Here is a 23,786-nt window from a genome sequence, read left to right as displayed (position 1 = left end):
CTATAGATTCCCGGCTTTTTTCCACCCCAGGTACAACGTCACCAGCTCGGCCCCCAGCTCCCCGGGCCGGGCTTGCAACACCACCACGCCATGGGCGTTCAGGCGCTCGTGCAGTTCGTTGCGTGCATTCAAATACTCGACGGCCCCGCAATAGGCCAGGGCCTCGGGCAAGGACTGCACCGGGGTTTCCCGCAGGCGGTCCAGCGCTTCTTCCCGCAGGCTGGCCACCAGTACCCGATGCTGTTGGCCGAGCCGCTTGACGGCGGCCAGCAGGTCCTCGTCGTCTTCATCCCGCAGGTTGGTCACCAGCACCACCAGGGCCCGGCGTTTCTGCCGGACCAGCAGTTCGTTGGCGGCGGCCTGGTAGTCGGCGGGGCGCGAGGTGCTGTCGAGGTCGTACACGGTATTGAGCAGTACATTGAGCTGGCCGGCGCCCTTGACCGGGGCGAGGTAGCGCGGCTGTTCGCTGGCGAATGCGCTCAGGCCCACGGCGTCGCCCTGGCGCAGCGCGGTGTAGCTGAGCAGCAGGCAGGCGTTGAGGGCGTGATCGAAATGCGACAGCTCGCCGTCCTGGCTGCGCATGCGCCGGCCGCAATCGAGCATGAAGATGATCTGCTGGTCGCGCTCGTCTTCGTATTCCCGGGCTATCGGCGTGCGGTGGCGGGCGGTGGCCTTCCAGTCGATCTGACGCAGGCTGTCGCCTTCGCGAAACTCACGCAACTGATGGAATTCCTGCCCCTGGCCCCGTCGCTGGCGCTGACGCACGCCAAGCTGGCTGAGCCAGTTGTCCACCGCCAGCAACTGGCCGTCGTAGAGCCTGGCGAAGTCGGGATAGACCCGGATCTCGTCGGCTGCGGCCAGCAGGCGCTTGTCGGACCACAGGCCCAAGGGGCTTGGCAGGTTGATCTCGCAGTATTGGAAGATGAAGTGGCCGCGCTTGAGCGGGCGCAGGCGATAGCCGGCCTGGCTGGGCTGGCCCGGTTGAAGCGCCACTGGCAGCGGAAGGTGTTCGAAGGCCAGGCCGTCGGGGACATGATCGAAGACCAGGATGTCCAGCGGCTGGGGGAAATCGTGGGTGATGCCCAGGTGGACTTCGCTCCAGCGACCCAGCGCCAGACTCCCGGGCATCTGCCGTTGCACCCGGGGCGAGGGCAAGCCCTTGAGGCGCACCGCATCGAGAGTCGCCAGGGCCAGCAAGGCCAGCAGCAAGCCCCAGTTGATCGACTGCGCCGACGGCGGCAACGCAATCCCCAGGGCTCGCAGCGCACCCAGCACGATACCAAGGGCCAGCAGTACCGCGAGCCAGATCAAGAGCAGGCGCGAGGGTTTCATCGATGCATTCCCCTTGGAAGAGATGCAGAGCGAGCTTTTCTGGCGAGGGGATTTATCCCCGCCGGGCCGCGCAGCGGCCCCCCGGATATGACTGAAACACCGCAAGGGGTCGCTGCGCGGCCCACGGGGATAAATCCCCTCGCCACGCAAGGTATCCTCGGCATATTGGTACTGCTCACAACCGTGGCGCCGGCACTTGGTCGAGCAGTTGTCCCAGTACCTGGTCCACCGACAGCCCCTCGATATCCAGCTCCGGCGCCAGTCGTACCCGGTGGCGCAGCACGGCCAGGGCGCAGCCCTTGATGTCGTCCGGCACCACGAACTCACCGCCGCGCAACAAGGCCCGCGCCCGGGCGCAGCGCACCAGGGCGATGGAGGCACGGGGGCCGGCCCCCAGGGTCAGGCCCGGCCAGCTGCGGGTGGTACGGGCCAGGCGTACGGCGTAGTCGAGCACCTGGTCGTCCATCGGCAGGTCACTGGCGATGCGTTGCAGCGCTTGCACGTCCTTGGCCTGCAGCACGGTGCGCAAGGGCTGGACATCGAGCATGTCGGCCCGCGTGGAGCGGCTGACCTGACGCACCATGTTCAATTCCTGGTCGGCGTCCGGGTAGTCCATGCGCACCTTGAGCATGAAGCGGTCGAGCTCGGCTTCCGGCAGCGGGTAGGTGCCTTCCTGTTCGATGGGGTTCTGGGTGGCGAGCACCATGAACGGCTGGGCGATGGGCAAGGCGCGGCCTTCGAGGGTGACCTGGCGTTCCTGCATGGCTTCGAGCAGCGCGGCCTGGGTCTTGGCCGGAGCGCGGTTGATCTCGTCGGCCAGCAGCAGGTTGGTGAATACCGGCCCCTTGCGCAGCTTGAACTGCTCGGTCTGCAGGTCGTACACCGCATGCCCGGTGACATCGCTGGGCATCAGGTCGGGCGTGAACTGGATGCGGGCGAACTCGCCGTTGAAGCAACGGGCCATGGCGCGCACCAGCAACGTCTTGCCCAGCCCGGGAACGCCCTCGAGCAGCACGTGGCCGCCGGCGATCAATGCCGTCAGCACGTCATCGATCACCGCGGCCTGGCCGACCACCGCCTTGTGCAGCTCGGTACGGATGGCCTGGGCCAGCTGACTGGCGCGCTGGCGCTGTTGGGCGGCGTGGGCCTGGCCGTCGGCAGGTTCGTTCTGTTCAGTCATAAGGCATTCCTGAGGGTTTGCAGATGGGCGACCTGGCGGCAGAACTCAGCGCTGGACAGGCGCTGTTTCGGCCGGGGGCTGAGGGCCTGGCTGATGGCCTTGGTGGGTTGGCGGGTCAAGCGGGAAAGCACTTGCCATTGCTCGGCCACGGCCAGTTGTTCGAAGCCTGGGTGACGATGGCGGGCCCGGCGCAGTACGTCCTGCTGCAAGCCGCGCAGCAAGTGCTGCCGGCCATTATGGCGCAGATGGAACACGGCGCTGGCCTGCACATGCTCCTCCAGCTGGCGCCGTGCCTTGGGGGCCGGCGGCTGCAGCGGGCCATGACGCACGGCCGAGTGCCACAGCCAGAGGGCGATCAAGGCCGCCAGTGCGACGAGTGCCTGGGGAAAGTAGCGCAGCAGCAGGGTCAGCAGGCTGTCGTGGTCGATGTTGTACAGCAGCGTGACGTCCGAGTCGGCGCTCAGGTACCAGAGCAGCCAGGCGTTGTCGTACTGATCGATCTGGTCGTTCTTCCACAGCTCGGCGTCGGTGATAACGGTGATGGAACCCTGGCCGTGGTTCAGCTGCATCATGTGGGTGGCCTGGGCGCTGTTGGCCCAGGACTGGGCCAGGTTGTGCGGGTCTTCGAGGTGGAAGTCGGTGTCGAAGCCGACATAGGCCGGTGCTTCCTCGTCTTCCAGGTACAACTTGGTCAATTCGGGGTAGCGGTCCTTGATGAGCTCCGGCGCCGGCTCTTTGAGGTCCTCGCTCAAGAACTGGCGCAGGCGCACGCGGTCCAGCAGCAGGTCGCCGCTGCTGCCGGTGCTGTCGTCCCACAGCGCCTCGGCGACGAAGAGCAGGCGCCCGCCGGCCCGGGTCCAGTTCATCAACTGGTCGACTTCCCGCGGTGTCATGTCGCTTCGCTCTCCCAGCAACAGCAGGCTGCGTTGGCGTGGCTCCAGAGTCGGCAGCATGTTCAGGTCATTGGCGTGTTCGACCTTGATGCCTTGCTGGCGCAGGAAATGCTCGGCGGCCAGGTAAGGGTTGGCCTGGGCCTCGGGCGAAGGGCCGTGGTCGAGGGTTTCCTGGTAAGGCACCGCCTTGGAGTCCAGGTAGGCGACCATTGCCCCCAGCAGGACGATCGCCAGGACGGCGAGCAGCAACCCCGCGCGCCGGCTCATCGCGCCCTTCCCGGACCGAACAGCCCGCGCCAGCCGTCGCACAGTTCCTGTTGCAGGTCGGGCGATGGCGGGCGGTGCCCATAGGCGACGTTCTGCCAGTGCAGGGTCAGGAGCCTGCTGAACGCCAGCAGGTGTTCCTGCTGCAGCTGTTCGACGCGATGCAGCACCTGGCCCTCGGTATCGGCCGCTTTCAGGGCAACGCCGAACTCGTGATGCAAGCGACTGAGCAAGGCCCGGTACAGCAGGCCCAGGGCCTCACGGGGGGCTGTGCTCCAGAGCTGCTCGGCGCTGGCCGCCACATCTTCGGGCAGGCTTTCTTCACGGATATCCAGGCCGAACATTTGAACCGGTGCCGGTCGTTCTGGTGGCGGGCGTTTCGTCGCCCGGCGACTGGGCAGGGCCTGGAAGCGATCACGGTAGTGCCAGACCAGCCAGACGATCGCCCCGGCCAGGCAAGCCCAGAGCAGGACCTGGATCAGCGCGGCGGCGGTCTCGAAGCGCTGGCCGCCGAGCCACTGGAACAACGCCTTGAGCCAACCCGAGGGTTCGCCGTCCTCGTCGGGTTCTTCGGTTTCCTCGCCAAAGCGATAACGGGTCACGGTCTCGGTGTTCTTGAATGGCGGGGCCTGGAGGATCGCTTCGATGCTGTCCCGGGATGCCTCGCTGGTGAGGGGCTGATTGAGCAGCCGGGGGCTGTCAGGCGCGGTGTTGTCTTCGGCGGCCCAGGTCTTGGGCCCCAGGGGCAACAGCACCAGGGCCAGCAGCATGAGGACGGGCGCTACGCCGCTCAGGCGTTGGCGCAGGCGCCGGAACACCAGCTCGATGTCCCAGGCCTCCAGGATCGTGCGTCGATTCAGGTAGAGGCTGAAACCGCAGGCGACATATACCGGCTCCCAGAGGATCAGCAACAGGGGATACAGGAAGTTGATCAGGTGTTCGAACCACAACCAGTCGTTCTCGGCGACGGCGATCAAGGCCTGCCAGTCCCATTCCAGCTCAACCTGCTGCGGCACGAACAGGTAGAACAGGGCCATCAGGCCGAACCACAGGACCGTCTCCAGGTGCACGCCGATCACGGTCAGCCACTGCGCTGCGCCGCCGTTGCGTTGCAGCAGAACCCGCAAGCGCTGTTCCCGTGCTTGCCCGCAAAGGCCTTCGAGCTGCACCACCGGCATCAGGAAGCTGCGGCTCAGGCTCAGCCGGCGCCAGGTCAGGCTGGCGAGCAGTTGGGGCTTGAGCAGGGCGGGCCACTGGCGCAAGGCCTGCTTCAAGGTGGGTGTTTCGCCAAACAATGCCTTGGACAGGATATACAGCGGCAAGCGGTCGAAGGCCGGCTTCAACCACCAGAACACCACTATCACCAGGGACGGCGAATCCCACAGCAACAGCGACAACAGCGCATAGACCGGAAGCGTGACGATGGCCCAGCTGGTCATCAGCAGGCGGCGATGCCGCTGGCTCATCAGGATGCCCAGGTCCATGGCTTCCCAGGTGGTGCGCGGGCGGATGGCTACGCTGGCGTCACTCAGCCGCATGGCGTACCCGTCCGGCCAACAGCAGGTAGCTCAACACCAGCAGCCACAACAGGGCGCCGACCGTGTACTTGGTGGCGGGCGTCACGGCGCTGGAGGACCAGTAGGCTTCGATGAAGGCGGCGATGAGCAGCAACAGTATCACCCCGGCGATCATCGACACGCTTTTGCGAGCGGCGAGCCGCAAGGCTTCGCCCCGGGTGAGGCGTCCCGGCGCAATCAACGCCCAGCCCAGCTGCAAGCCGGCGGCACCGGCCAGGGTGATGGCGGTGAGTTCGAAGGCGCCGTGACCGATCACGAACGACCAGAATGTCCCGCCTGAGCCGATCTGGGTCAGGTGCCCGGCCACCGCCCCGATGGTCAGGCCGTTGAAGAACAGGAAGAACGCGCTGCCCAGGCCGAACATCATGCCGCTGGCGAAGGTCTGAAAGGCGATGCCGATGTTGTGCATGATGTAGTAGCCGAACATGACCCAGTCCTCGCTGGCCGCCCGTTCCACCGAGCGCCCCAGGTGACCGGCGGCGGGGTCGTACATGCTGCGTATCTGGCTGACTTCCTCGGCGCCCAGCACGCTGTAGACCAGCTCCGGGAACAGATAGACCAGCAGCCCGATGCCGGCCAGGCTGCCGAGGAACATCACGCAGGCAGCCAGCACGAACCGCCATTGCTCACGAACCAGTCGAGGGAAACCCACCAGGATGAATGCCGTAAGGCCCGAAGGCCTGCCGCGGTCCCGGTAGAGTTGCTGGTGACCACGCAGTGCCAGTTGTTGCAGCGTGTCGACCAGCAGGCTGCTGTAGCCTCGCGCCTGGGCCAGTGCCAGGTGTTGGCAGAGCCGGCGGTAGGCGTGGGGAAACTCGTTGCTCTGGGGCACGTTGCGGCTGCGCTCCAGTTGATCGAGCAGCCGGGACAGCTGCTCCCATTCCTGCTGGTGACGGTTTTCGAATAGGCTTTGCTTCATGTCGGCCCCAACAGGCCGCGGGCGATGCCATTGAGTTCGGCCACGGCGCGGGGAGGTTGCACGTTCAGCGGTGCGGCAAGGATGGTTGCCAGTTCGTTGACCCTGGCCTGGGAAAGTTCGGCCTGGCGTTCGGCGAAACCGAGCACGGCGCGCTGTTCGTTGAGGCTCAGGGCAAACGGAGGTCGCAAGGGGGGCGCCTGGGGCAGGGCGGGGCGCTTGACCGGCTGTTCGCGATACACCACCAGGGTGCCGGCCGCCAGGTCCCCCAGGCGCTTGAAGGCCGGATGCTGCAGGCAACAGACTGCGCCGAAGGCATAGCCAAAGGGCAGCATGTCGACGAAGCGCAACAGATTGCGGATCAGCGAGGCCGACCAGCCGACGGGCCGGCCGTCGTCCTGCACCACGCGCAACCCCATCATCTGCTTGCCGGGGGAGCGCCCCTGCCTCAGCACCTCGAACAGCACCATGTACCACCAGCTGACCACGAACAGCAGGATAGAACCCAGGCCGATCCCCAGTTCGCCGAAGAACGCCAGGATGAAGAAGAGGACACCCAGGACCAGGCCCCGTATGCCCAGGTCGATGGCGAAGGCCAGTGCGCGGGGCATCAACCCCGCCGGCCGCAGTGGCAGGTCGATGCCTTCTGGCGTTTCGACCTGATACCGCGTGTCCAGTGGCGGGGGCAGCGGCGCGTTCCTTTGCAGTGCTGGTCTCTCGAGCATGGGCAACCTGAATGATAGGCCGGTTCGAACATTCGATCTGGCCACAGATGCTAACAGTGTTCGTGCGCGCAAACGATACGAGGCGATACCAGACTTTGTGTCATTCAATAGCTCGCAACAGGATTGAATCCAGACAACACTGGCCGCAGCCGGGGTCCAGCGCCTAGACTTCGCCAGTCTTCAACTCAGGAACAGGCCGTGACTTCCATCTTCTGGTACGACTACGAAACCACCGGCATCGACCCCAGGAGCGATCGCCCCTTGCAGATGGCGGGTATCCGTACCGATTTCGAACTCAATGAAATCGACGAACCGGTGAACCTGTATTGCCGGCCCAGTGATGACATCCTGCCGCATCCCGCTGCGTGTGCGATCACCGGCATCACGCCGGCGCGCCTGGTCGAGCAAGGGCTGAGCGAAGCCGATTTCATGACCCGTGTCCACGCGCAACTGGCCGCGCCGGGTACCTGTGGCGCCGGCTATAACACGCTGCGTTTCGATGACGAGATGACTCGCTACAGCCTGTATCGGAATTTCTTCGACCCCTACGCCCGCGAGTGGCAGGGCGGTAACAGTCGCTGGGATCTCATCGACCTGGTACGCGCCGCCTATGCGTTGCGCCCGCAAGGCATCGTCTGGCCGCAGGAGGATGGTCGCGTCAGCCTCAAGCTCGAGCGCCTCACCGCCGCCAATGGCATCGACCATGGCCAGGCCCATGACGCGTTGTCGGATGTGCGTGCGACCATTGCCCTGGCTCGCCTGATCCGGCAGAAGCAGCCGCGGCTCTACGATTGGCTGTTCCAGCTGCGAGGCAAACAGAAGGTCCTAGATCAGGTCCGTCTGTTACAACCATTGGTACATGTTTCCGGGCGTTTTTCCGCTGCGCGAAACTATATCGGCGTCGTCCTGCCGCTGGCCTGGCATCCGAAAAACCGCAATGCCTTGATCGTCTGCGACCTGCACCTGGACCCCCAGGGGTTGCTGGAGCATGACGCGCAAATCCTGCGCCAGCGCTTGTATACCCGTCGCGAAGAGTTGCTTGAAGGTGAGTTACCGGTGCCTCTCAAACTTATCCATATCAACAAGTGCCCGGTGGTCGCGCCACTTTCGGTGCTGCGTGCCGAAGACCTGGAGCGACTGCAACTGGATATGGATGGCCTGCAGCAACGGGCGCTGCGGCTAAGTGACGCACAGCAGGTCTGGCAGGAGAAACTTCAGGCTATTTACGGTGGTGAGGACTTCGCCGCCAGTGAAGATCCCGAACAACAGTTGTACGCAGGTTTTCTCGGTGATCGTGATCGTCGCTTATGCGAACAAGTCCGTTTGGCGGACCCGGTGCAACTGGCACGGGAACGCTGGCTGTTCGATGATGAGCGTCTGCCGGAATTACTGTTTCGATATCGTGCACGCAACTTCCCGGATACGTTGAGTGCTGAAGAACAGGAGCGCTGGAGACTGTTCTGTCAGCAGCGCCTGTCATCCCCACAATGGGGCGCACCGAATACCCTGGAAACTTTTGATGAGGCGATGCAAGAGTGGATGGCCCTGGCTACACCCATGCAGCGAGAGGTCCTTGTGCAATGGCAGGGTTACAGCCAGCAATTGCGCCAGCGTTTAAGCCTGTGAACGTCGATAAGTGAAAAGTTGACCGCATAAAAAAACGCCAGCGATCGCTGGCGTTGTTTTTGCTCGTGAAGAGCGGCTCGAAGCGGCAGGATTCAGCCCAGCAGCTTGGCCCAGCTTTCAACCACGTCACCGCCCCACTTGGCTTTCCACTCTTTCAGGGTCTTGTGGTTGCCACCTTTGGTTTCGATGACTTCACCGTTGTGCGGGTTTTTGTATTGCTTAACTTTGCGAGCGCGTTTGGTGCCGGTAGTTTTGACGGCGCCACGGGGGGCTTTGCCCGACTTGGCTTCTGGATCCAACAGGGCAATGATGTCGCGCAGGGACTTGGAATATTCGCCCATCAGAGTGCGCAATTTGCCTTCGAATTCCAGTTCTTTTTGCAGTTTGTCGTCCTGGGACAGATTTTTCAGGCGCTCTTGCAGCTCTTTGATAGCTTCTTCAGTAGCGCGGTATTCATTGATCAAGGACATGGGGACTACCTTATGTAGGACGCTGATGACAAGGAGACAGTGTGGCAATAGTAATCAGACAGTTTCATCAAGTAAACATTTAAGCCGGCTTTTATTTAATTAATTAGTGCCGCGCCACAAAAAAGGGGATTGCAGTTAAATACTGTGAGAGGCTCTTCACATCTGTTCACATTTATAGCAAGCAGTCCCGGGCCAGCCTCAGCGCTGCCGGCATGAGGCTAGAGAGGCCCGGCGCGTCATCGATACTGCAGTTTTGCTGCGCAATGGCTAGAATAGCCGCCTTTGCGAAGTTCTGGAGTTTCCCTAATGCGCACTTTTCGGCTGGTGATCGCTTGCCCGGACCGCGTCGGTATCGTTGCTAAAGTCAGTAACTTTCTGGCGTCCCATAACGGCTGGATCACTGAAGCAAGCCATCATTCGGACAATCAGAGCGGTTGGTTCTTCATGCGTCATGAGATCCGTGCCGACTCGCTGCCCTTCGGCATCGAAGCCTTTCGCGAGGCCTTTGCACCGATTGCCGAAGAGTTCTCGATGGACTGGCGCATCACCGACACTGCGCAGAAAAAACGCGTGGTGCTGATGGCCAGCCGTGAGTCCCATTGCCTGGCTGACCTGTTGCATCGCTGGCACAGCGATGAGCTCGACTGCGACATCGCCTGTGTCATTTCCAACCATGACGATCTGCGCAGCATGGTGGAGTGGCACGGCATCCCGTACTACCACGTACCGGTCAATCCGCAGGACAAGCAACCGGCGTTCGCCGAAGTCTCGCGGCTGGTCAAGCAGCACGACGCCGAGGTGGTGGTGCTGGCTCGCTACATGCAGATCCTGCCGCCGTCCCTGTGCAGCGAATATGCCCACAAGGTCATCAATATCCATCACAGTTTCCTGCCATCGTTCGTCGGGGCCAAGCCGTACCACCAGGCCTCGATGCGCGGCGTGAAGCTGATTGGCGCCACCTGCCACTACGTGACCGAAGAGCTGGACGCCGGCCCGATCATCGAGCAGGACGTGGTGCGCGTCAGCCACAGCGACAGCATCGAAGACATGGTGCGCTTCGGCCGTGATGTGGAGAAAATGGTGCTGGCCCGAGGCTTGCGCTATCACCTCGAGGACCGGGTGCTGGTGCACGGCAACAAGACCGTGGTGTTCTGAATCCAAAGGCCTGCACGAGTAATCGCCAGGCCTTTTTTCATAAGGTTGCCCTGATGACCGATCCATTGGACAAAGCCACCTCCAGGGCGCCAGCGACCCTGGGTGAGGGCTGCCTGAGCCGCTACGATCCCGAGGAGTTGGGCCCGGAGGATGGCACGGAATTTCCCGATGCCGCCCAGCTGTGGGAGCAACTGCACCCGCAGGACACTCCCGAAGCCTCCTAGACTCGTCTCAAGACTTTTCGTACAGAGCCTGGGCCCTGGGCCGTCTGGCTCAGGCCTGCCGCAGCCTCATCAGTTTCTTGATCAGCGGCCGCCCCACCATCAGGAAGAACACCGGCCCGCCGGCGACCAGATAGAAGTAGTAAGTCACCGCTCGCCAGATCAGGATGGCCGCCGCCGCTGTGGATTTGCCCACCATGGGGGCCAGCAGCGCCGCCGAGGTCAGCTCTGCCGCCCCGGCGCCGCCGGGCAGCAGGCTGAATTGCCCCGCGCTCAAGGACAGCATCTGGATCAGGAAGCTCCATGCCCATTGCAGGTCCGCCCCCAGCCCTTTCAATGCCAGGTACAGGACGCTGTAGCGCAGCCCCCAGTGCAGGCAGGTCAGGCCGAAGACCTGAAGGAGCGTTTGTCGCGGCAACTTCAGGGTGTCGGTAAACGCCGCGAGAAAATTCAGGATCTTGCGTCCCCAACGTCGACGGGTATGCGCCTTGACCCGCAGGTGGCGCAGCAATCGGGCACCCAGCAGGATCAGCCGACGATGGTAGCGAGCTACCAGGACACAGCCGAACAGCCCGCCAAGCAGGGAGATCGCACTCAACGCCAGCATCCATTCCATGCGCTGGCTGAGGTTCTGGAACAGGGCGTACAGCAGGATGCCCACCAAGGCGCAGAGAAAGAACAGCAGGTCGCTCAACTGATCCATGGCAAACACCGCGCTGGCATGGGCCGGACGCACGCCGTTGCGTGCCAGCAAGGCCATCAATGTCAGCGGCCCGCCACTGCCGCCAGGCGTGGCGCACATGGCGAACTCGGTGGACATCACCACGCCAATGCTGTTCAGCCCGCCCAGGCGGGCACGGTGTTCACCCAGCAGCAGACGCAGGCGCAGGGCGTTCAGGCACCAGCAAAGCCCGATCATGCCGAGCATGGCCAGCAGCAGCGACAAGGGGAAACGCTGCACCCGCGACCACATCTCCCCGCCGCCCACCAGCAACGGCACCAGCAATGCCGTGACGAGCGCGGCGCCCAGCCAGATCAACTTTTTCATGCGGCGCTGCTGACCCGCAGCCCTTGGGTCGCCAGCCAGCCAGCCTTGGTCATCGGCACGCGACCCTCGTCGAGCAGGCGTTGCAAGGTCCGCAGCCAGTAATCCCGGGAGTAGCCGTGGCGCATGTCCACCGGATGCAGGCCCAGGCGGATCACCGGCGCCTGGCGCCAGCGCTGTTCCCGTTGATCGCTGACGATCTTCGACAACCCTCGGCGCCAGGCGCTGCGGGCACTCCAGACAAGTCCAGGGGCGTCGATGGCCGAAAAGTCCGGCAGGCGGTAGAAATGACGGGTATCGCTGGTGTAGCTCAGGGGCAACTGGCGCAGGGCCTGGCGGGTGCCTTCGCTCATCAGCCAGGCCGGGGCGACAAAACCTTCCAGGGGCCATTGATGACGTTCGAAGAGCTCGATGCCGGCTCGCAGCCGGGCAAGGGCCGCCTCCTCGGATAATTGGTAGAACTCGCCTTCATGAGTATAGACCCGGCGCATGAACCAGTCCTTGGGATGAAGGGCCGGCGGTCCGTCGTCGCAATGGTAGTAACCGTGCAGCACCAGTTCGTCGCCGCGCTCGACCCGTCTGTCGAGCAGGCGCCTGAACGCTGGATGATGGTCCAGGGCATTGGTGTGATGGAAATCCGGCACCACCAGCCAGGTCATCGGCACATGGCCGAGGGCGTCGACGGCTTCGACGAAGGGTTTGTAATCGGGCCAGGTTTGCGGCGCCACGTCGTGCAGGACCAGCAGCAGGCTGGGAGTTTGATTCATGGACACAACCTCGCCTCAGCCATTGGCCAGCAACGGCATCTGCTCGCCCAGCACGGCGTAGTAATGCCCCAGCAAGCTATCGACCACGCAATCCCAGGCGTAGTGACGCTCCACATGACGCCGCGCCAGCGCGCCGCGGCGCTGGCAGCCTTCGCTGAAAAGCTGCCGTACGGCATTGGCCATCGCTTGTGGATTGTTGGGCATGCACAGCAGGCCACAGTCTTCGTGGACGATTTCGGTGAAGGCCCCGGCCGCTACCGCCACGACCGGGATACCGCTGGCCATGGCTTCGAGGATCACCAGGCCGAAGGTCTCCTGGTCGCCGGCATGGAGCAGGGCATCGGCGCTGGCCATCAGCCGTGCCACCTGCGGCGCCGGGCAGAACTCATCGATGACGGTGACGTTCTCCGGCACGGCGGCGGGCATCGATGAGCCCACCAGCAATAGGTGGTAGCGCTCGCCCAGGCGCTTCATGCACTTGAGCAGCACCGGCAGGTTCTTTTCCTTGGAACCGCGGCCGGCGAAGATCAACAGGCGGGCGTCTTCGGCAATCCCCAGTTCGGCGCGCAGTTCCGGGTCCCTGGCGGCGGGGTTGAAGGTTTGCAGGTCGACCCCCAGGGGTTGCACGAAGACATTCCTGACACCCAGGCCGGTCAGCTTGTCGGCCATGACCTGGCTGGGCGCCAGGACCCGGTCGAAATTGCCATACAACTTGCTGACATAGGCTTCGATATTGGGGGTGAACCAGTTGCCCATGCGGTTGCTCACCAGCAGAGGCAGGTCGGAGTGATAGAAGCCGATGACGGGCACGTCCAGCTGGCGCCGCGCATCCAGGGCGGCCCAGGCGGTGAGGTAGGGGTCGCCGACCTCGATCAGGTCCGGTTGCAGATCGCGCAGCGCATTGCGCCAGGGCGCCAGGCGAAGGGGAAAGCGGTAGCCCTTGCCAAAAGGGAGAGGAGGGGCCGGTACCTTGTAGATCCCGTCCTGCTCGCTCAAGTGCGCACCGGGTATCAACAGGCTGTGGCGAATTCCGGGCCGGTTCGCCAGCCGCCGGTGCTTGGCATCCAGGTAAGTGCGCACGCCGCCGCTGGCGGGGGCGTAGAACATGGTTATGTCCGCTATATGCACGATGAACATCCCTCCGGTCTGAGTTCTCCTGTGTTGACCTTTATGAAGAATAGATGTTCGGTTGGGGTTGTGTGGTGGATGGCGTGTCTTGGCTGTTGCTTGTGTGACAGGCCCCCTTTGCGAGCCTGCTCGCAAAGGGGGCCGTACAGGCGCTAGTGGTCGTTCGGCTAACCGTACCGGCCACTAGATGCGGAAACTGCCCACCAATTGCTTGAGCCGCGACGCCTGCCGCTCCAGGTCGGAACAGGCCCGCAAGGTGGCTTGCAGGTTTTCCACGCCTTCCTGGTTCAGGGTGTTGATCTCGTTGATGTCCACGTTGATGGATTCCACCACGGCGGTCTGTTCCTCCGTGGCCGTGGCCACCGACTGGTTCATGCCGTCGATCTCGCCAATGCGTTGGGTCACGCTGTTCAGGCGCTCGCCGGCCAGGTTGGCGATTTCCACGCTTTCCTGGCTATGACGCTGGCTGTCGTTCATGGTGGTGACCGAGTCCCGGGCACCGACCTGCAGTTCCTCGATCATGGTCTGCACCTGCTGCGCCGATTCCTGGGTGCGATGGGCCAGGTTGCGCACTTCATCGGCCACCACGGCGAACCCGCGCCCGGCCTCGCCGGCCCGGGCGGCCTCGATGGCCGCGTTCAGGGCGAGCAGGTTGGTCTGCTGGGAGATACTGGTGATCACTTCCAGGATCTGCCCGATGTTCACGGTCTTGCTGTTGAGCGTTTCGACGTTGGTACTCGAAGCGCTCAACAGGTCGGACAAGCGATTCATCGCGGCAATGCTGCGCTCCACCACTTGCTGGCCGTCCTCGGCCAGGCCACGGGCGTCGCTGGCCTGGTGGGACGCCTGGGCAGCGTTGCGGGCGATTTCCTGGGCGGCGGCGCCCAATTGGTTGATGGCCGCGGCGACGCTGTTGGTGCGGCTGGATTGCTCGTCGGAATTGACCATCGACGAATTCGATGCGCTCACCACCCGCAGGGCGACTTCGTTGACATGCTCGGTGGCGGAGGACACTTCGCGGATCGAACCATGGATCCGCTCCACGAAACGGTTGAACGCGGTGCCCAGGATGCCGAATTCATCCTGGTTGTGGATCGCCAGGCGCTTGGTCAGGTCGCCTTCGCCGTCGGCGATGTCTTCCATGGCCCGGGTCATGACGTGCAATGGCTGGATCAGCAGGCGGATCAGCATGCTCAGCAGCGCAATGATGAACACCACGGCGATGACCGTCGCCACCACGGCCGAGGTACGGAAATCGCTGAGCATGGAATAGGCCATGTCCTTGTCCACCGATACCCCGACATACCAGTTCACCGACGGCAGGCCCTTGATGGGGGTGAAGGTGACGATGCGCGTGTGGCCATCCACTTCGACTTCGCTGATCCGGTCGCTGATCGCCGGGGTGTCTTTCGGGAAGGCCTCGGCCAGGGTCTTCATGACCAGGTTCTTGTCGGGGTGCACCAGGATCTTGCCATCGGCGCTGACCAGGTAGGCGTAGCCCATGCCGTCGAAGTCCACGGTCTTGAGGTTGTCCACGATGGCCTGCAGGCTGAGGTCGCCTCCTACCACGCCGACACTTTGCGCGCCGTTGCGGGAGGCGCTGGCGATGGAAATGATCAGCCCGCCGCTGGCGGCATCGATATAGGGTTCGGTCAGCGTCGAGGTGCTGCTGCTCTGGGCGCCTTTGTACCAGGGCCGCACGCGAGGGTCGAAACCTTCGGGCATCTTCGCATCGGGGCGAATGACGAAACTGCCCTGGGCATCGCCCAGGTAGGACGCCATGAAGGTAGAGGTCAGGGCTTTCTGCTCCAGCAGGCGGGCGACGCTGGCCGGGTCCGGGGTGCCGGCGATGTTCTGGGCCAGGTTCTCGATGAGCAGGATCCGGCCGCTCAGCCAGGTCTGGATATTGCTCGCGGTGACATCGCTCATCTCATGCAGGTAGCTGTCTAGGTCGTCGCGAATGGCGTTGCGTTGCAAGTAATCGTTATAGGCCGTGAACGAAGCGAAGGCAGCCATCACGATAAGTGCGGCGGCAATCAGGATCTTGTGGCTGAAACGCAGGGTTTTATTCATGGAGTAGGGTCCGCTAAGGTCTTAATGCTCTGAGCGTGCTTTGATATAAGCGAGCAAAATGGCGTCATCTTGAAAAAAAGACGATATTTCCAACTTTCCCTAGGGAATTATCCGACCTTGTTTTCAGTCTGGTCTGTCGCTTTATTTATCGGCCATACAGGGCCAAGGATTAATCACAGGTGACCAAATGCCTGACTCATCGCAACTCGTAATCGGGGCCGACCTTGCCGGCCAGCCCATCGCCCAGGCCATGCGCCTGGCCAACCGTCACGGCTTGGTCGCAGGCGCCACCGGCACTGGCAAGACGGTCACCTTGCAACGCCTGGCCGAAGCGTTCAGCGATGCCGGGGTCGCGGTGTTCGCCGCGGACATCAAGGGCGACCTGTGCGGCCTCGGTGCCGCCGGCATGCCCCAGGGCAAGATTGCCGAGCGCATTGCCGGGATGCCGTGGCTCGAGCATAAGCCCCAGGCTTATCCGGTGACCTTGTGGGACATCCATGGCCAGTCCGGTCATCCGTTGCGTACCACCCTGAGCGAAATGGGGCCGTTGTTGCTTGGCAGCCTGCTGGAGCTGACGGACAGCCAGCAATCGGCGTTGTACGCGGCGTTCAAGGTAGCCGACCGTGAAGGCCTGTTGCTGCTGGATCTCAAGGACCTCAAGGCACTGCTCAATCACCTCAAGGACAACCCCGAACTGCTGGGGGACGATGCGGCCCTGATGACCACCGGTTCCAGCCAGGCACTGTTGCGGCGCCTGTCGACGCTGGAGCAGCAGGGCGCGGATGCGTTGTTCGGCGAGCCGGCCTTGCAACTCGAGGACATCCTGCAACCGGGCAGCGATGGCCGTGGCCGCATCCATCTGCTGGACGCCAGTCGCCTGGTACACGAAGCCCCCAAGGTCTACGCCACATTCCTGCTGTGGCTGCTGGCCGAGCTGTTCGAGCAACTGCCCGAGCGCGGCGACGCGGACAAGCCGCTACTGGCCCTGTTCTTCGATGAAGCGCACCTGCTGTTCGCCGGCACGCCCAAGGCGTTGCAGGAACGATTGGAACAGGTGGTGCGGCTGATCCGTTCCAAGGGCGTGGGGGTGTACTTCGTGACCCAGTCGCCGGGGGACTTGCCGGACGACGTACTGGCGCAGTTGGGGTTGCGTATCCAGCATGGCCTGCGGGCCTTCACCGCCAAGGAGCAGAAATCCCTGCGGGCGGTGGCGGACGGTTTCCGGCCGAACCCGCAATTCGATGCCCTGACGGTGCTCACCGAACTGGGTATCGGTGAAGCGCTGGTGGGCACCTTGCAGGAGAAAGGCACGCCGGAAATGGTGCGGCGTGTGTTGGTGGCGCCGCCGCAGTCGCGTATCGGACCGTTGACGGAAGCCGAACGCGCCAGCCTGATCGCCGCTTCACCCTTGCAGGGGCGCTACGACAAGCCCATCGACCGCGAGTCGGCCTACGAGGTGCTGATGGGACGCAAGGGGCTTGAACCGCAGGTCCAGGAGGTTCCAGGCAAGCCGGCGACTGAACAGCCGAGCTTCACCGAACAGGCCGGGGAATTTCTCGGCACCGCGGCCGGCCAGGCGTTGAAGTCGGCGATGCGCCAGGCGGCCAACCAGTTGGGACGGCAATTGGTGCGCGGGTTGATGGGGTCGCTGCTGGGGGGCAGTAAGCGCCGCTAGCCGGGGGACCGAGTCGTCGCCATCACGAGCAGGCTCGTTCCCACAAGAGGTTGCGTGCCTGGGATGCAACGCGATCGCTGTGGGGACGAGCCTGCTCGCGATGGCGATGCAACAGGCAACGGCAATCTCAGGGCTTGGTCCTGGCATGCGCCGCCAACCGCTCCAGCGCGGCACGCAGCTTGGGATCGCTGATGCCGTCCGCCGTGGCCTGGATCGTCGCGGCTGCATCGCTGGACAGGTCCAGCGTATGCCCCTTGGCGATGGCCTGTACCGTGGGTGGCTGGACCTTGAACAGTACCCGCGTCAGGCCGGCAAACTCCTCGAATGCCTGCAATTGGCGCAGCAGGCGCTTTTGCTGGTAGCGCAGGCGCGTGGCCCAGTGGCCGTCGGTGACGATCAGCAGCAGGCAGCCTTCGCGCCAGGACGCCACATGGCAATGTTCCCGTGCGGCCGGCTGCAACTGGCTGTCCAGCAGCCGCTGCAGGTGACCCAGGCGCCTGGCGTGGCCAAAGATGGCTTTCAGCGGCTTGGCTTCGCGCAGCAGAACGGCGGGAGCCTTGGCTGGAAGAGGGCGAAAGGCCATGGATGCAATTACCGCAAATGACAGAGGCGCCATGGTAGCAGAAAGCGTGCGCCGCGCCGCGACCCTGTCGCCCGAGGCCCCCTTCAGGCACAAACCCTGGTAACTTCTGCGTTTTTCGGGTTGAACTTCGCGTAAAAGCCCTTATTTTAGGAAAGCCCCGTCACAGCGCTGTGCCAGCATCGTGGAATAACGCCACTTTCCTCACCATCGTTTCCGGGTAGAATGCTCGTTCGCATGCGGCCATGAGGGCTGCACGGGCGACTCACGGGGCCGCCCTCCATCCCTTTAGTGTGGAAGATCCTGCCGATATGTTTGCGCCTTTGTTAAAGAAACTCTTTGGAAGCAAGAACGAGCGTGAAGTCAAGCGCATGCTCAAGACGGTACAGATCGTCAATGCCTTCGAAGAGCAGATGGTGGCCCTTTCGGACGATCAGTTACGCGCCAAGACTGCCGAATTCAAGGACCGCATCGCCAAGGGGGAAACCCTCGACCAGCTCCTGCCCGAAGCCTTCGCGGTCGCTCGCGAAGCCGGCAAGCGGGTCATGGGCATGCGTCACTTCGACGTCCAGTTGATTGGCGGCATGACCTTGCACGAAGGCAAGATCGCCGAAATGCGCACCGGCGAGGGCAAGACCCTCGTGGCGACCCTGGCGGTCTACCTCAACGCGCTGTCCGGCAAGGGCGTGCATGTGGTGACGGTCAACGACTACCTGGCCCGCCGCGACGCCAACTGGATGCGCCCGCTCTATGAGTTCCTCGGGCTGAGCGTCGGCGTGGTCACGCCGTTCCAGCCGCCGGAAGAGAAGCGCGCCGCCTACGCCGCCGATATCACCTACGGCACCAACAACGAATTCGGTTTCGACTACCTGCGCGACAACATGGCGTTCAGCCTGGATGAAAAATTCCAGCGTGAACTCAATTTCGCCGTGATCGACGAAGTCGACTCCATCCTCATCGACGAAGCCCGTACGCCCCTGATCATTTCCGGCCAGGCCGAGGACAGCTCGAAGCTGTATACCGAGATCAACAAACTGATCCCGCAGCTCAAGTTGCACGTCGAGGAAGTCGAGGGCGAAGTGACCCAGGCCGGTCACTACACGGTCGACGAGAAGACCCGCCAGGTCGAACTCAACGAAGCCGGTCACCAGTTCATCGAGGAAATGCTCACCCGTGTCGGCCTGCTGGCCGAAGGCGAGAGCCTGTACTCGGCCCATAACCTGGGCCTGCTGACCCACGTCTACGCCGGCCTGCGTGCCCACAAGCTGTTCCATCGCAACGTCGAATACATCGTCCAGGACGGCCAGGTCGTGCTGGTGGACGAGCACACCGGCCGTACCATGCCGGGCCGTCGCTTGTCCGAGGGCCTGCACCAGGCCATCGAAGCCAAGGAAGGCCTGAACATCCAGGCCGAGAGCCAGACGCTGGCCTCGACCACCTTCCAGAACTATTTCCGCTTGTACAACAAGCTGTCCGGCATGACCGGTACCGCCGACACCGAGGCGTTCGAGTTCCATCAGATCTACGGCCTGCAAGTGGTGGTGATCCCGACCAACAAGCCCCTGGCACGTAAAGACTACAACGACCTGGTGTTCCTGACCGCCGAGGAGAAATACGCGGCGATCATCAATGACATCAAGGAAGGCATGGCCCAGGGCCGTCCGATCCTGGTGGGTACCGCCACCATCGAGACTTCCGAGCACATGTCTGCCTTGTTGACCAAGGAAGGCATCGAGCACAAGGTCCTCAACGCCAAGTTCCACAAGAAGGAAGCCGAGATCATCGCCCAGGCCGGTCGCCCGGGGGCGCTGACCATCGCCACCAACATGGCCGGCCGGGGTACCGACATCCTGCTGGGCGGCAACTGGGAAGTGGAAGTGGCTTCCCTGGAAAACCCGACCCCCGAGCAGATCGCGCAGATCAAGGCCGACTGGCAGAAGCGTCACCAGCAGGTGCTGGAGTCCGGTGGCCTGCAGGTGATCGCCTCCGAGCGTCACGAGTCGCGCCGTATCGACAACCAGCTGCGTGGTCGTGCCGGCCGCCAGGGCGACGCCGGTTCCAGCCGTTTCTACCTGTCGCTGGAAGACAGCCTGATGCGCATCTTCGCCTCCGACCGGGTGAAGAACTTCATGAAAGCCTTGGGCATGCAACCCGGCGAGGCGATCGAGCACCGCATGGTGACCAATGCCATCGAGAAAGCGCAGCGCAAGGTCGAAGGCCGCAACTTCGATATCCGCAAGCAACTGCTGGAGTTCGACGACGTCAACAACGAACAGCGTAAAGTGATCTATCACATGCGCAACAGCTTGTTGGCGGCCGACGACATCGGTGAAACCATCGCCGATTTCCGCCAGGAAGTGCTCAACGCCACCGTCAGTGCTCACATTCCACCGCAGTCGTTGCCCGAGCAGTGGGACATCGCCGGCCTCGAAGCGGCCCTGCGCAGCGACTTCGGCGTGTCGCTGCCGATCCAGCAGTGGCTCGACGAAGACGACCACCTGTACGAAGAGACCCTGCGCGAGAAACTGCTGGCCGAACTGATCGCCGCGTACAACGAGAAGGAAGACCAGGCGGGCGCCGAAGCACTGCGTTCCTTCGAGAAGCAGATCGTGCTGCGGGTGCTGGACGATCTCTGGAAAGATCACCTGTCCACCATGGATCACCTGCGTCACGGTATCCACCTGCGTGGTTATGCCCAGAAGAACCCCAAGCAGGAGTACAAGCGCGAGTCCTACACGCTGTTCTCCGAACTGCTGGATTCCATCAAGCGCGATTCGATCCGTGTGCTGTCCCACGTCCAGGTTCGCCGCGAAGACCCGGCCGAGGAAGAGGCCCGTCTGCGTCAGGAAGCCGAGGCTCTGGCCGCGCGCATGCAGTTCGAGCATGCCGAGGCACCGGGACTGGGCGCGACCCAGGCCCATGAAGAAGGTGTCGACGTGGACGTCGCGGTAGCGACCGCGCCGGTACGCAACGAGCAGAAACTGGGCCGTAACGAGCTGTGCTACTGCGGTTCGGGCAAGAAATACAAGCATTGCCACGGGCAGATCCAGTAACCCCGTCTCAACGCTGAACCACCCGCGCCGCGACTCACCATCGCGGCGTTTTGCCATTTGATCCATCGTTCCGCTGGGGGCGGTGCTGATTTACATTTTTTAAGGAGCGCATTCATGGCTGTTGGTCTTGGTCCGTTGCCAACGTTGCACCCGGTCGCCGGTTTCGAACTCGGTATCGCCTCGGCGGGCATCAAGCGTCCGGGGCGCAAGGACGTGGTAGTCATGCGTTGCGCCGAAGGCTCGACGGTGGCCGGCGTCTTCACCCTCAACGCCTTCTGTGCCGCTCCGGTCATCCTGGCCAGGCAGCGCGTGCAAGGGCCGGTGCGTTATCTGTTGACCAATACCGGTAACGCCAACGCCGGTACCGGCGAGCCAGGCCTGGCCGCCGCCGAGCGTACCTGCGCCAGGCTCGCCGAACTGACCGGCGTCGACGCTGCCCAGGTGCTGCCGTACTCCACCGGTGTGATCGGCGAGCCGCTGCCGGTAGAGAAAATCGAAGGCGCGTTGCAGGCGGCCCTCGATGACCTGTCGGAAAACAACTGGGCTGCCGCCGCCACCGGCATCATGACCACCGACACCCTGCCCAAGGGTGCGAGCCGCCAGTTCCAGCACGATGGCGTGACCGTTACCGTCACGGGCATCAGCAAGGGGGCGGGCATGATCCGCCCGAACATGGCGACCATGCTCGGCTACATCGCCACCGACGCCAAGGTGTCCCGCCAGGTACTGCAGGACCTGATGCTCGATGGCGCCAACAAGTCGTTCAACCGCATCACCATCGACGGTGATACCTCCACCAACGACTGCTGCATGCTGATCGCCACCGGCAAGGCCAACCTGCCAGAAATCACCGAAGCCAGCGGCCCACTGTTCACGGCCCTGAAGCAGGCCGTGTTCGAGGTATGCATGGAAGTGGCCCAGGCCATCGTGCGCGACGGTGAAGGCGCGACCAAGTTCGTGACCGTACAGGTCAACGGCGGTGGCAACCACCAGGAATGCCTGGACGTCGGCTACACCGTGGCGCATTCGCCGCTGATCAAGACTGCGCTGTTCGCCTCCGACCCGAACTGGGGCCGGATCCTCGCGGCTGTCGGGCGTGCCGGCGTGCCGGACCTGGACGTGAGCAAGATCGACGTGTTCCTGGGTGACGTCTGCATCGCCAGTCAGGGGGCCCGTGCCGCCACCTACACCGAGGCCCAGGGGGCGGCGGTGATGCAGCAGGAAGAAATCACCATCCGTATCGAACTGGGACGTGGCGAGTGCAGTGAAACCATCTGGACCACCGACCTGTCCCACGAATACGTGAAGATCAACGCCGAATATCGGACCTGACAAGGGCTGGGGTCGAGCCGCTCCTGCCGCGAGTGGCTCGCTCCCGCCGTCGAGGCGATCTTCGTGCTTGCGAGAGCGGCATGGCAGATAGCAAGAAGCCGCTGGTCTGTGGTCCATGTCCAGGGCATCCACCAATGGCCGGCACTGTAAAGTCGCATCCCGCCGGCCAAGAGGAAACAGTACGGTGAAACGAATTCACGTCGCCGCGGCCGTCATTCGAGACGCCGCCGGCAAAATCCTGATCGCCCGCCGGGCCGATACCCAGCACCAGGGTGGCCTGTGGGAGTTTCCCGGAGGCAAGGTCGAGGCTGATGAGTCTGTCGAAGCGGCCCTGGCCCGGGAACTTCACGAAGAGCTGGGCATTGTCGTCGGTGCCGCCCGGCCCTTGATCAAGGTGCGCCACGACTACCCGGACAAGCAGGTTCTGCTGGATGTCTGGGAGGTTTCGGCGTTTACCGGCGAGCCCCATGGCGCCGAGGGGCAGCCGTTGGCCTGGGTCACGGCCCGCGAGTTGTCGGATTACGAGTTTCCGGCGGCCAATCAGCCGATCGTCGCGGCGGCGCGTCTGCCGGGCGAATACCTGATCACGCCCGAAGGCCTCGAAACACCGGCCTTGCTGCGCGGCATGCAGAAGGCTATCGCCGGCGGGATGAGGTTGCTCCAGCTACGCGCCCCCAATGGCTATGACCCGCAATACCGCGACCTGGCGGTGGATGCGGCGGGGCTGTGCGCCGGCAAGGCCCAACTGATGCTCAAGGGGCCGTTCGAATGGCTGGGGGATTTCCCTTCCGCTGGCTGGCACATCACTGCCGCACAGTTGCGCAAGCATGCGGCGGCGGGTCGACCGTTCGGCAAGGACCGCTGGCTGGCGGCCTCCTGTCATAACGCCGAGGAGTTGTCCCTGGCGCAGCAGATGGACGTGGATTTTGTGACGCTCTCGCCTGTTCGACCGACCCAGACCCATCCCGAGGCCCAGCCATTGGGATGGGAAGAGGCCGCGCGGTTGATCGAGGGCTTCGACCGGCCGGTTTATCTGTTGGGTGGGGTCGGCCCTGGCGAACGGCAACAAGCCTGGGCAGCCGGGGCGCAGGGTGTGGCGGGGATCCGGGCGTTCTGGCCTGGGACATGATTCTGTGGTGTGGCTGCTGACGCCATCGCGAGCAAGCTCGCGATGGCGGCCTCAAGAACGATTCAGCCCCCAGGCTTGGCCGCCGCCTCCCAAAGCACTTCGGCAACCCCCTGGCGCCGGGCGATCACCCTGGCTGCCACGAACAACAGGTCCGATAACCGATTGATGTAGGCCAGCCCTGGCCCGGTCAACGGTTCCACGGCGTTCAAATGCTGGCAGCGACGCTCGGCACTACGTGCCAGGCTGCGGCAGACATGGGCCTGGGCCACCAGGGTCGAGCCACCGGGCAGGATGAAGTTCTCCAGCGGCCCCAATTCCTCATTCCATTCGTCGATCGCGGCTTCCAGTCGCTGGATTTGCGCAATGTTCAGGGCCTGGTAGGCCGGCATGGCCAGTTCACCGCCCAGGTCGAACAAGCGGTGCTGACAAGGCGCTAGTACCTCGATCACCCCTGCCAGCTGCGGGTGTCGCGAGGTTTCAGCAGCGAGACCGGCCAGCAATAAACCCAACTGGCTGTTGAGCGTATCCACTTCGCCGATGGCCTCGATCCGTGGATGGTCCTTGGCCACGCGGCGACCGTCTCCCAGCCCGGTTTCACCCTTGTCGCCGGTGCGGGTGTAAATCTTCGACAGGCGAAAGCCCATG

General features: G+C 63.4%; 20 protein-coding genes and 1 pseudogene. 7 read left to right on the top strand and 14 right to left on the bottom strand.

Annotation, left to right across the window (positions count from 1 at the left end; genetic code table 11):
- The 6 genes from AC1M7R_RS05470 to AC1M7R_RS05445 form a co-directional block, all read right to left on the bottom strand.
- A complete protein-coding gene (locus AC1M7R_RS05470; protein WP_490610280.1) occupies positions 1-1,332 on the bottom strand; it encodes a DUF58 domain-containing protein in 1,332 nt (443 codons plus the stop codon).
- Positions 1,333-1,507: 175 nt separating this feature from the next.
- On the bottom strand, positions 1,508-2,512 hold the full coding sequence (locus AC1M7R_RS05465; RefSeq protein WP_076406370.1) for an AAA family ATPase: 1,005 nt from the start codon (positions 2,510-2,512) through the stop codon (positions 1,508-1,510).
- Positions 2,509-3,672 (bottom strand): DUF4350 domain-containing protein, encoded by a 1,164-nt coding sequence (locus tag AC1M7R_RS05460; protein ID WP_490610279.1) that lies wholly within the window; start codon positions 3,670-3,672, stop codon positions 2,509-2,511. Before AC1M7R_RS05460 ends, AC1M7R_RS05465 begins: the two co-directional genes overlap by 4 nt.
- The gene (locus AC1M7R_RS05455; RefSeq protein ID WP_072458747.1) at positions 3,669-5,207 is read right to left on the bottom strand and encodes a DUF4129 domain-containing protein; all 1,539 of its coding nucleotides are present in this window, start codon (positions 5,205-5,207) and stop codon (positions 3,669-3,671) included. The genes AC1M7R_RS05460 and AC1M7R_RS05455 overlap by 4 nt, the downstream gene beginning before the upstream one ends.
- Complete coding sequence (locus tag AC1M7R_RS05450) at positions 5,194-6,165, bottom strand: stage II sporulation protein M (protein ID WP_072395471.1); 972 nt, start codon at positions 6,163-6,165, stop codon at positions 5,194-5,196. Before AC1M7R_RS05450 ends, AC1M7R_RS05455 begins: the two co-directional genes overlap by 14 nt.
- The gene (locus AC1M7R_RS05445; protein WP_072395211.1) at positions 6,162-6,887 is read right to left on the bottom strand and encodes an RDD family protein; all 726 of its coding nucleotides are present in this window, start codon (positions 6,885-6,887) and stop codon (positions 6,162-6,164) included. The genes AC1M7R_RS05450 and AC1M7R_RS05445 overlap by 4 nt, the downstream gene beginning before the upstream one ends.
- 198 nt (positions 6,888-7,085) lie before the next feature.
- Between AC1M7R_RS05445 and sbcB the strand changes: the two genes are divergently transcribed.
- On the top strand, positions 7,086-8,513 hold the full coding sequence (sbcB, locus tag AC1M7R_RS05440) for an exodeoxyribonuclease I (protein ID WP_072431887.1): 1,428 nt from the start codon (positions 7,086-7,088) through the stop codon (positions 8,511-8,513).
- Between the two features lie 92 nt (positions 8,514-8,605).
- On the opposite strand, the gene mvaT is transcribed toward sbcB, so the two are convergent.
- Entirely contained in the window at positions 8,606-8,983 is a 378-nt protein-coding gene (gene mvaT / locus AC1M7R_RS05435; RefSeq protein WP_072395207.1) for a histone-like nucleoid-structuring protein MvaT, read from the bottom strand.
- A gap of 306 nt (positions 8,984-9,289) precedes the next feature.
- Here mvaT and purU point away from each other — a divergent pair, with 306 nt between their 5' ends.
- Positions 9,290-10,138 carry a formyltetrahydrofolate deformylase gene (gene purU / locus AC1M7R_RS05430; protein WP_039591673.1) on the top strand — a complete coding sequence of 283 codons (849 nt, stop codon included), beginning with the start codon at positions 9,290-9,292 and terminating at the stop codon, positions 10,136-10,138.
- A 53-nt stretch (positions 10,139-10,191) separates the two neighbouring features.
- Entirely contained in the window at positions 10,192-10,362 is a 171-nt protein-coding gene (locus AC1M7R_RS05425; RefSeq protein ID WP_176776503.1) for a hypothetical protein, read from the top strand.
- Positions 10,363-10,411: 49 nt separating this feature from the next.
- Here the strand turns inward: AC1M7R_RS05425 and gpgF are convergent, their stop codons facing one another.
- The 5 genes and pseudogenes from gpgF to AC1M7R_RS05400 all read right to left on the bottom strand — a co-directional run.
- A complete protein-coding gene (gpgF, locus tag AC1M7R_RS05420) occupies positions 10,412-11,407 on the bottom strand; it encodes a glucosaminyl phosphatidylglycerol flippase (RefSeq protein ID WP_072431886.1) in 996 nt (331 codons plus the stop codon).
- Complete coding sequence (gene gpgD / locus AC1M7R_RS05415) at positions 11,404-12,171, bottom strand: N-acetylglucosaminyl phosphatidylglycerol deacetylase (protein ID WP_165887309.1); 768 nt, start codon at positions 12,169-12,171, stop codon at positions 11,404-11,406. The genes gpgF and gpgD overlap by 4 nt, the downstream gene beginning before the upstream one ends.
- Before the next feature lie 15 nt (positions 12,172-12,186).
- Positions 12,187-13,308: an N-acetylglucosaminyl phosphatidylglycerol synthase gene (gpgS, locus tag AC1M7R_RS05410; RefSeq protein ID WP_072395180.1), complete on the bottom strand. Its 1,122-nt coding sequence runs from the start codon at positions 13,306-13,308 to the stop codon at positions 12,187-12,189.
- 174 nt (positions 13,309-13,482) lie between these two features.
- Entirely contained in the window at positions 13,483-14,247 is a 765-nt protein-coding gene (locus tag AC1M7R_RS05405; RefSeq protein ID WP_371128599.1) for a methyl-accepting chemotaxis protein, read from the bottom strand.
- Positions 14,248-14,388: 141 nt separating this feature from the next.
- Positions 14,389-15,228 (bottom strand): annotated as a pseudogene (locus AC1M7R_RS05400) (HAMP domain-containing protein); the annotation flags it as partial.
- A 331-nt stretch (positions 15,229-15,559) separates the two neighbouring features.
- Between AC1M7R_RS05400 and AC1M7R_RS05395 the strand changes: the two are divergent.
- On the top strand, positions 15,560-17,047 hold the full coding sequence (locus tag AC1M7R_RS05395) for a helicase HerA-like domain-containing protein (RefSeq protein ID WP_072395176.1): 1,488 nt from the start codon (positions 15,560-15,562) through the stop codon (positions 17,045-17,047).
- A gap of 127 nt (positions 17,048-17,174) precedes the next feature.
- On the opposite strand, the gene AC1M7R_RS05390 is transcribed toward AC1M7R_RS05395, so the two are convergent.
- Positions 17,175-17,630, bottom strand: a complete 456-nt coding sequence (locus AC1M7R_RS05390) for a DUF721 domain-containing protein (RefSeq protein ID WP_072395174.1) — start codon at positions 17,628-17,630, stop codon at positions 17,175-17,177.
- Positions 17,631-17,938: 308 nt separating this feature from the next.
- Here AC1M7R_RS05390 and secA point away from each other — a divergent pair, with 308 nt between their 5' ends.
- From secA to AC1M7R_RS05375, 3 genes are all read left to right on the top strand, one after another.
- Positions 17,939-20,680, top strand: coding sequence for a preprotein translocase subunit SecA (gene secA / locus AC1M7R_RS05385; protein WP_490610278.1), 2,742 nt, complete (start codon positions 17,939-17,941; stop codon positions 20,678-20,680).
- 114 nt (positions 20,681-20,794) lie between these two features.
- Positions 20,795-22,012, top strand: a complete 1,218-nt coding sequence (gene argJ / locus AC1M7R_RS05380; protein WP_440776531.1) for a bifunctional glutamate N-acetyltransferase/amino-acid acetyltransferase ArgJ — start codon at positions 20,795-20,797, stop codon at positions 22,010-22,012.
- Positions 22,013-22,196: 184 nt separating this feature from the next.
- Entirely contained in the window at positions 22,197-23,141 is a 945-nt protein-coding gene (locus tag AC1M7R_RS05375; RefSeq protein ID WP_072395168.1) for a Nudix family hydrolase, read from the top strand.
- A 62-nt stretch (positions 23,142-23,203) separates the two neighbouring features.
- On the opposite strand, the gene AC1M7R_RS05370 is transcribed toward AC1M7R_RS05375, so the two are convergent.
- Complete coding sequence (locus tag AC1M7R_RS05370) at positions 23,204-23,785, bottom strand: cob(I)yrinic acid a,c-diamide adenosyltransferase (protein ID WP_072395166.1); 582 nt, start codon at positions 23,783-23,785, stop codon at positions 23,204-23,206.
- Position 23,786: the final 1 nt, after the last annotated feature.

The organism is Pseudomonas sp. MS01C9, assembly GCF_058202755.1.
This window is presented reverse-complemented; position numbering and strand designations above follow the sequence as displayed.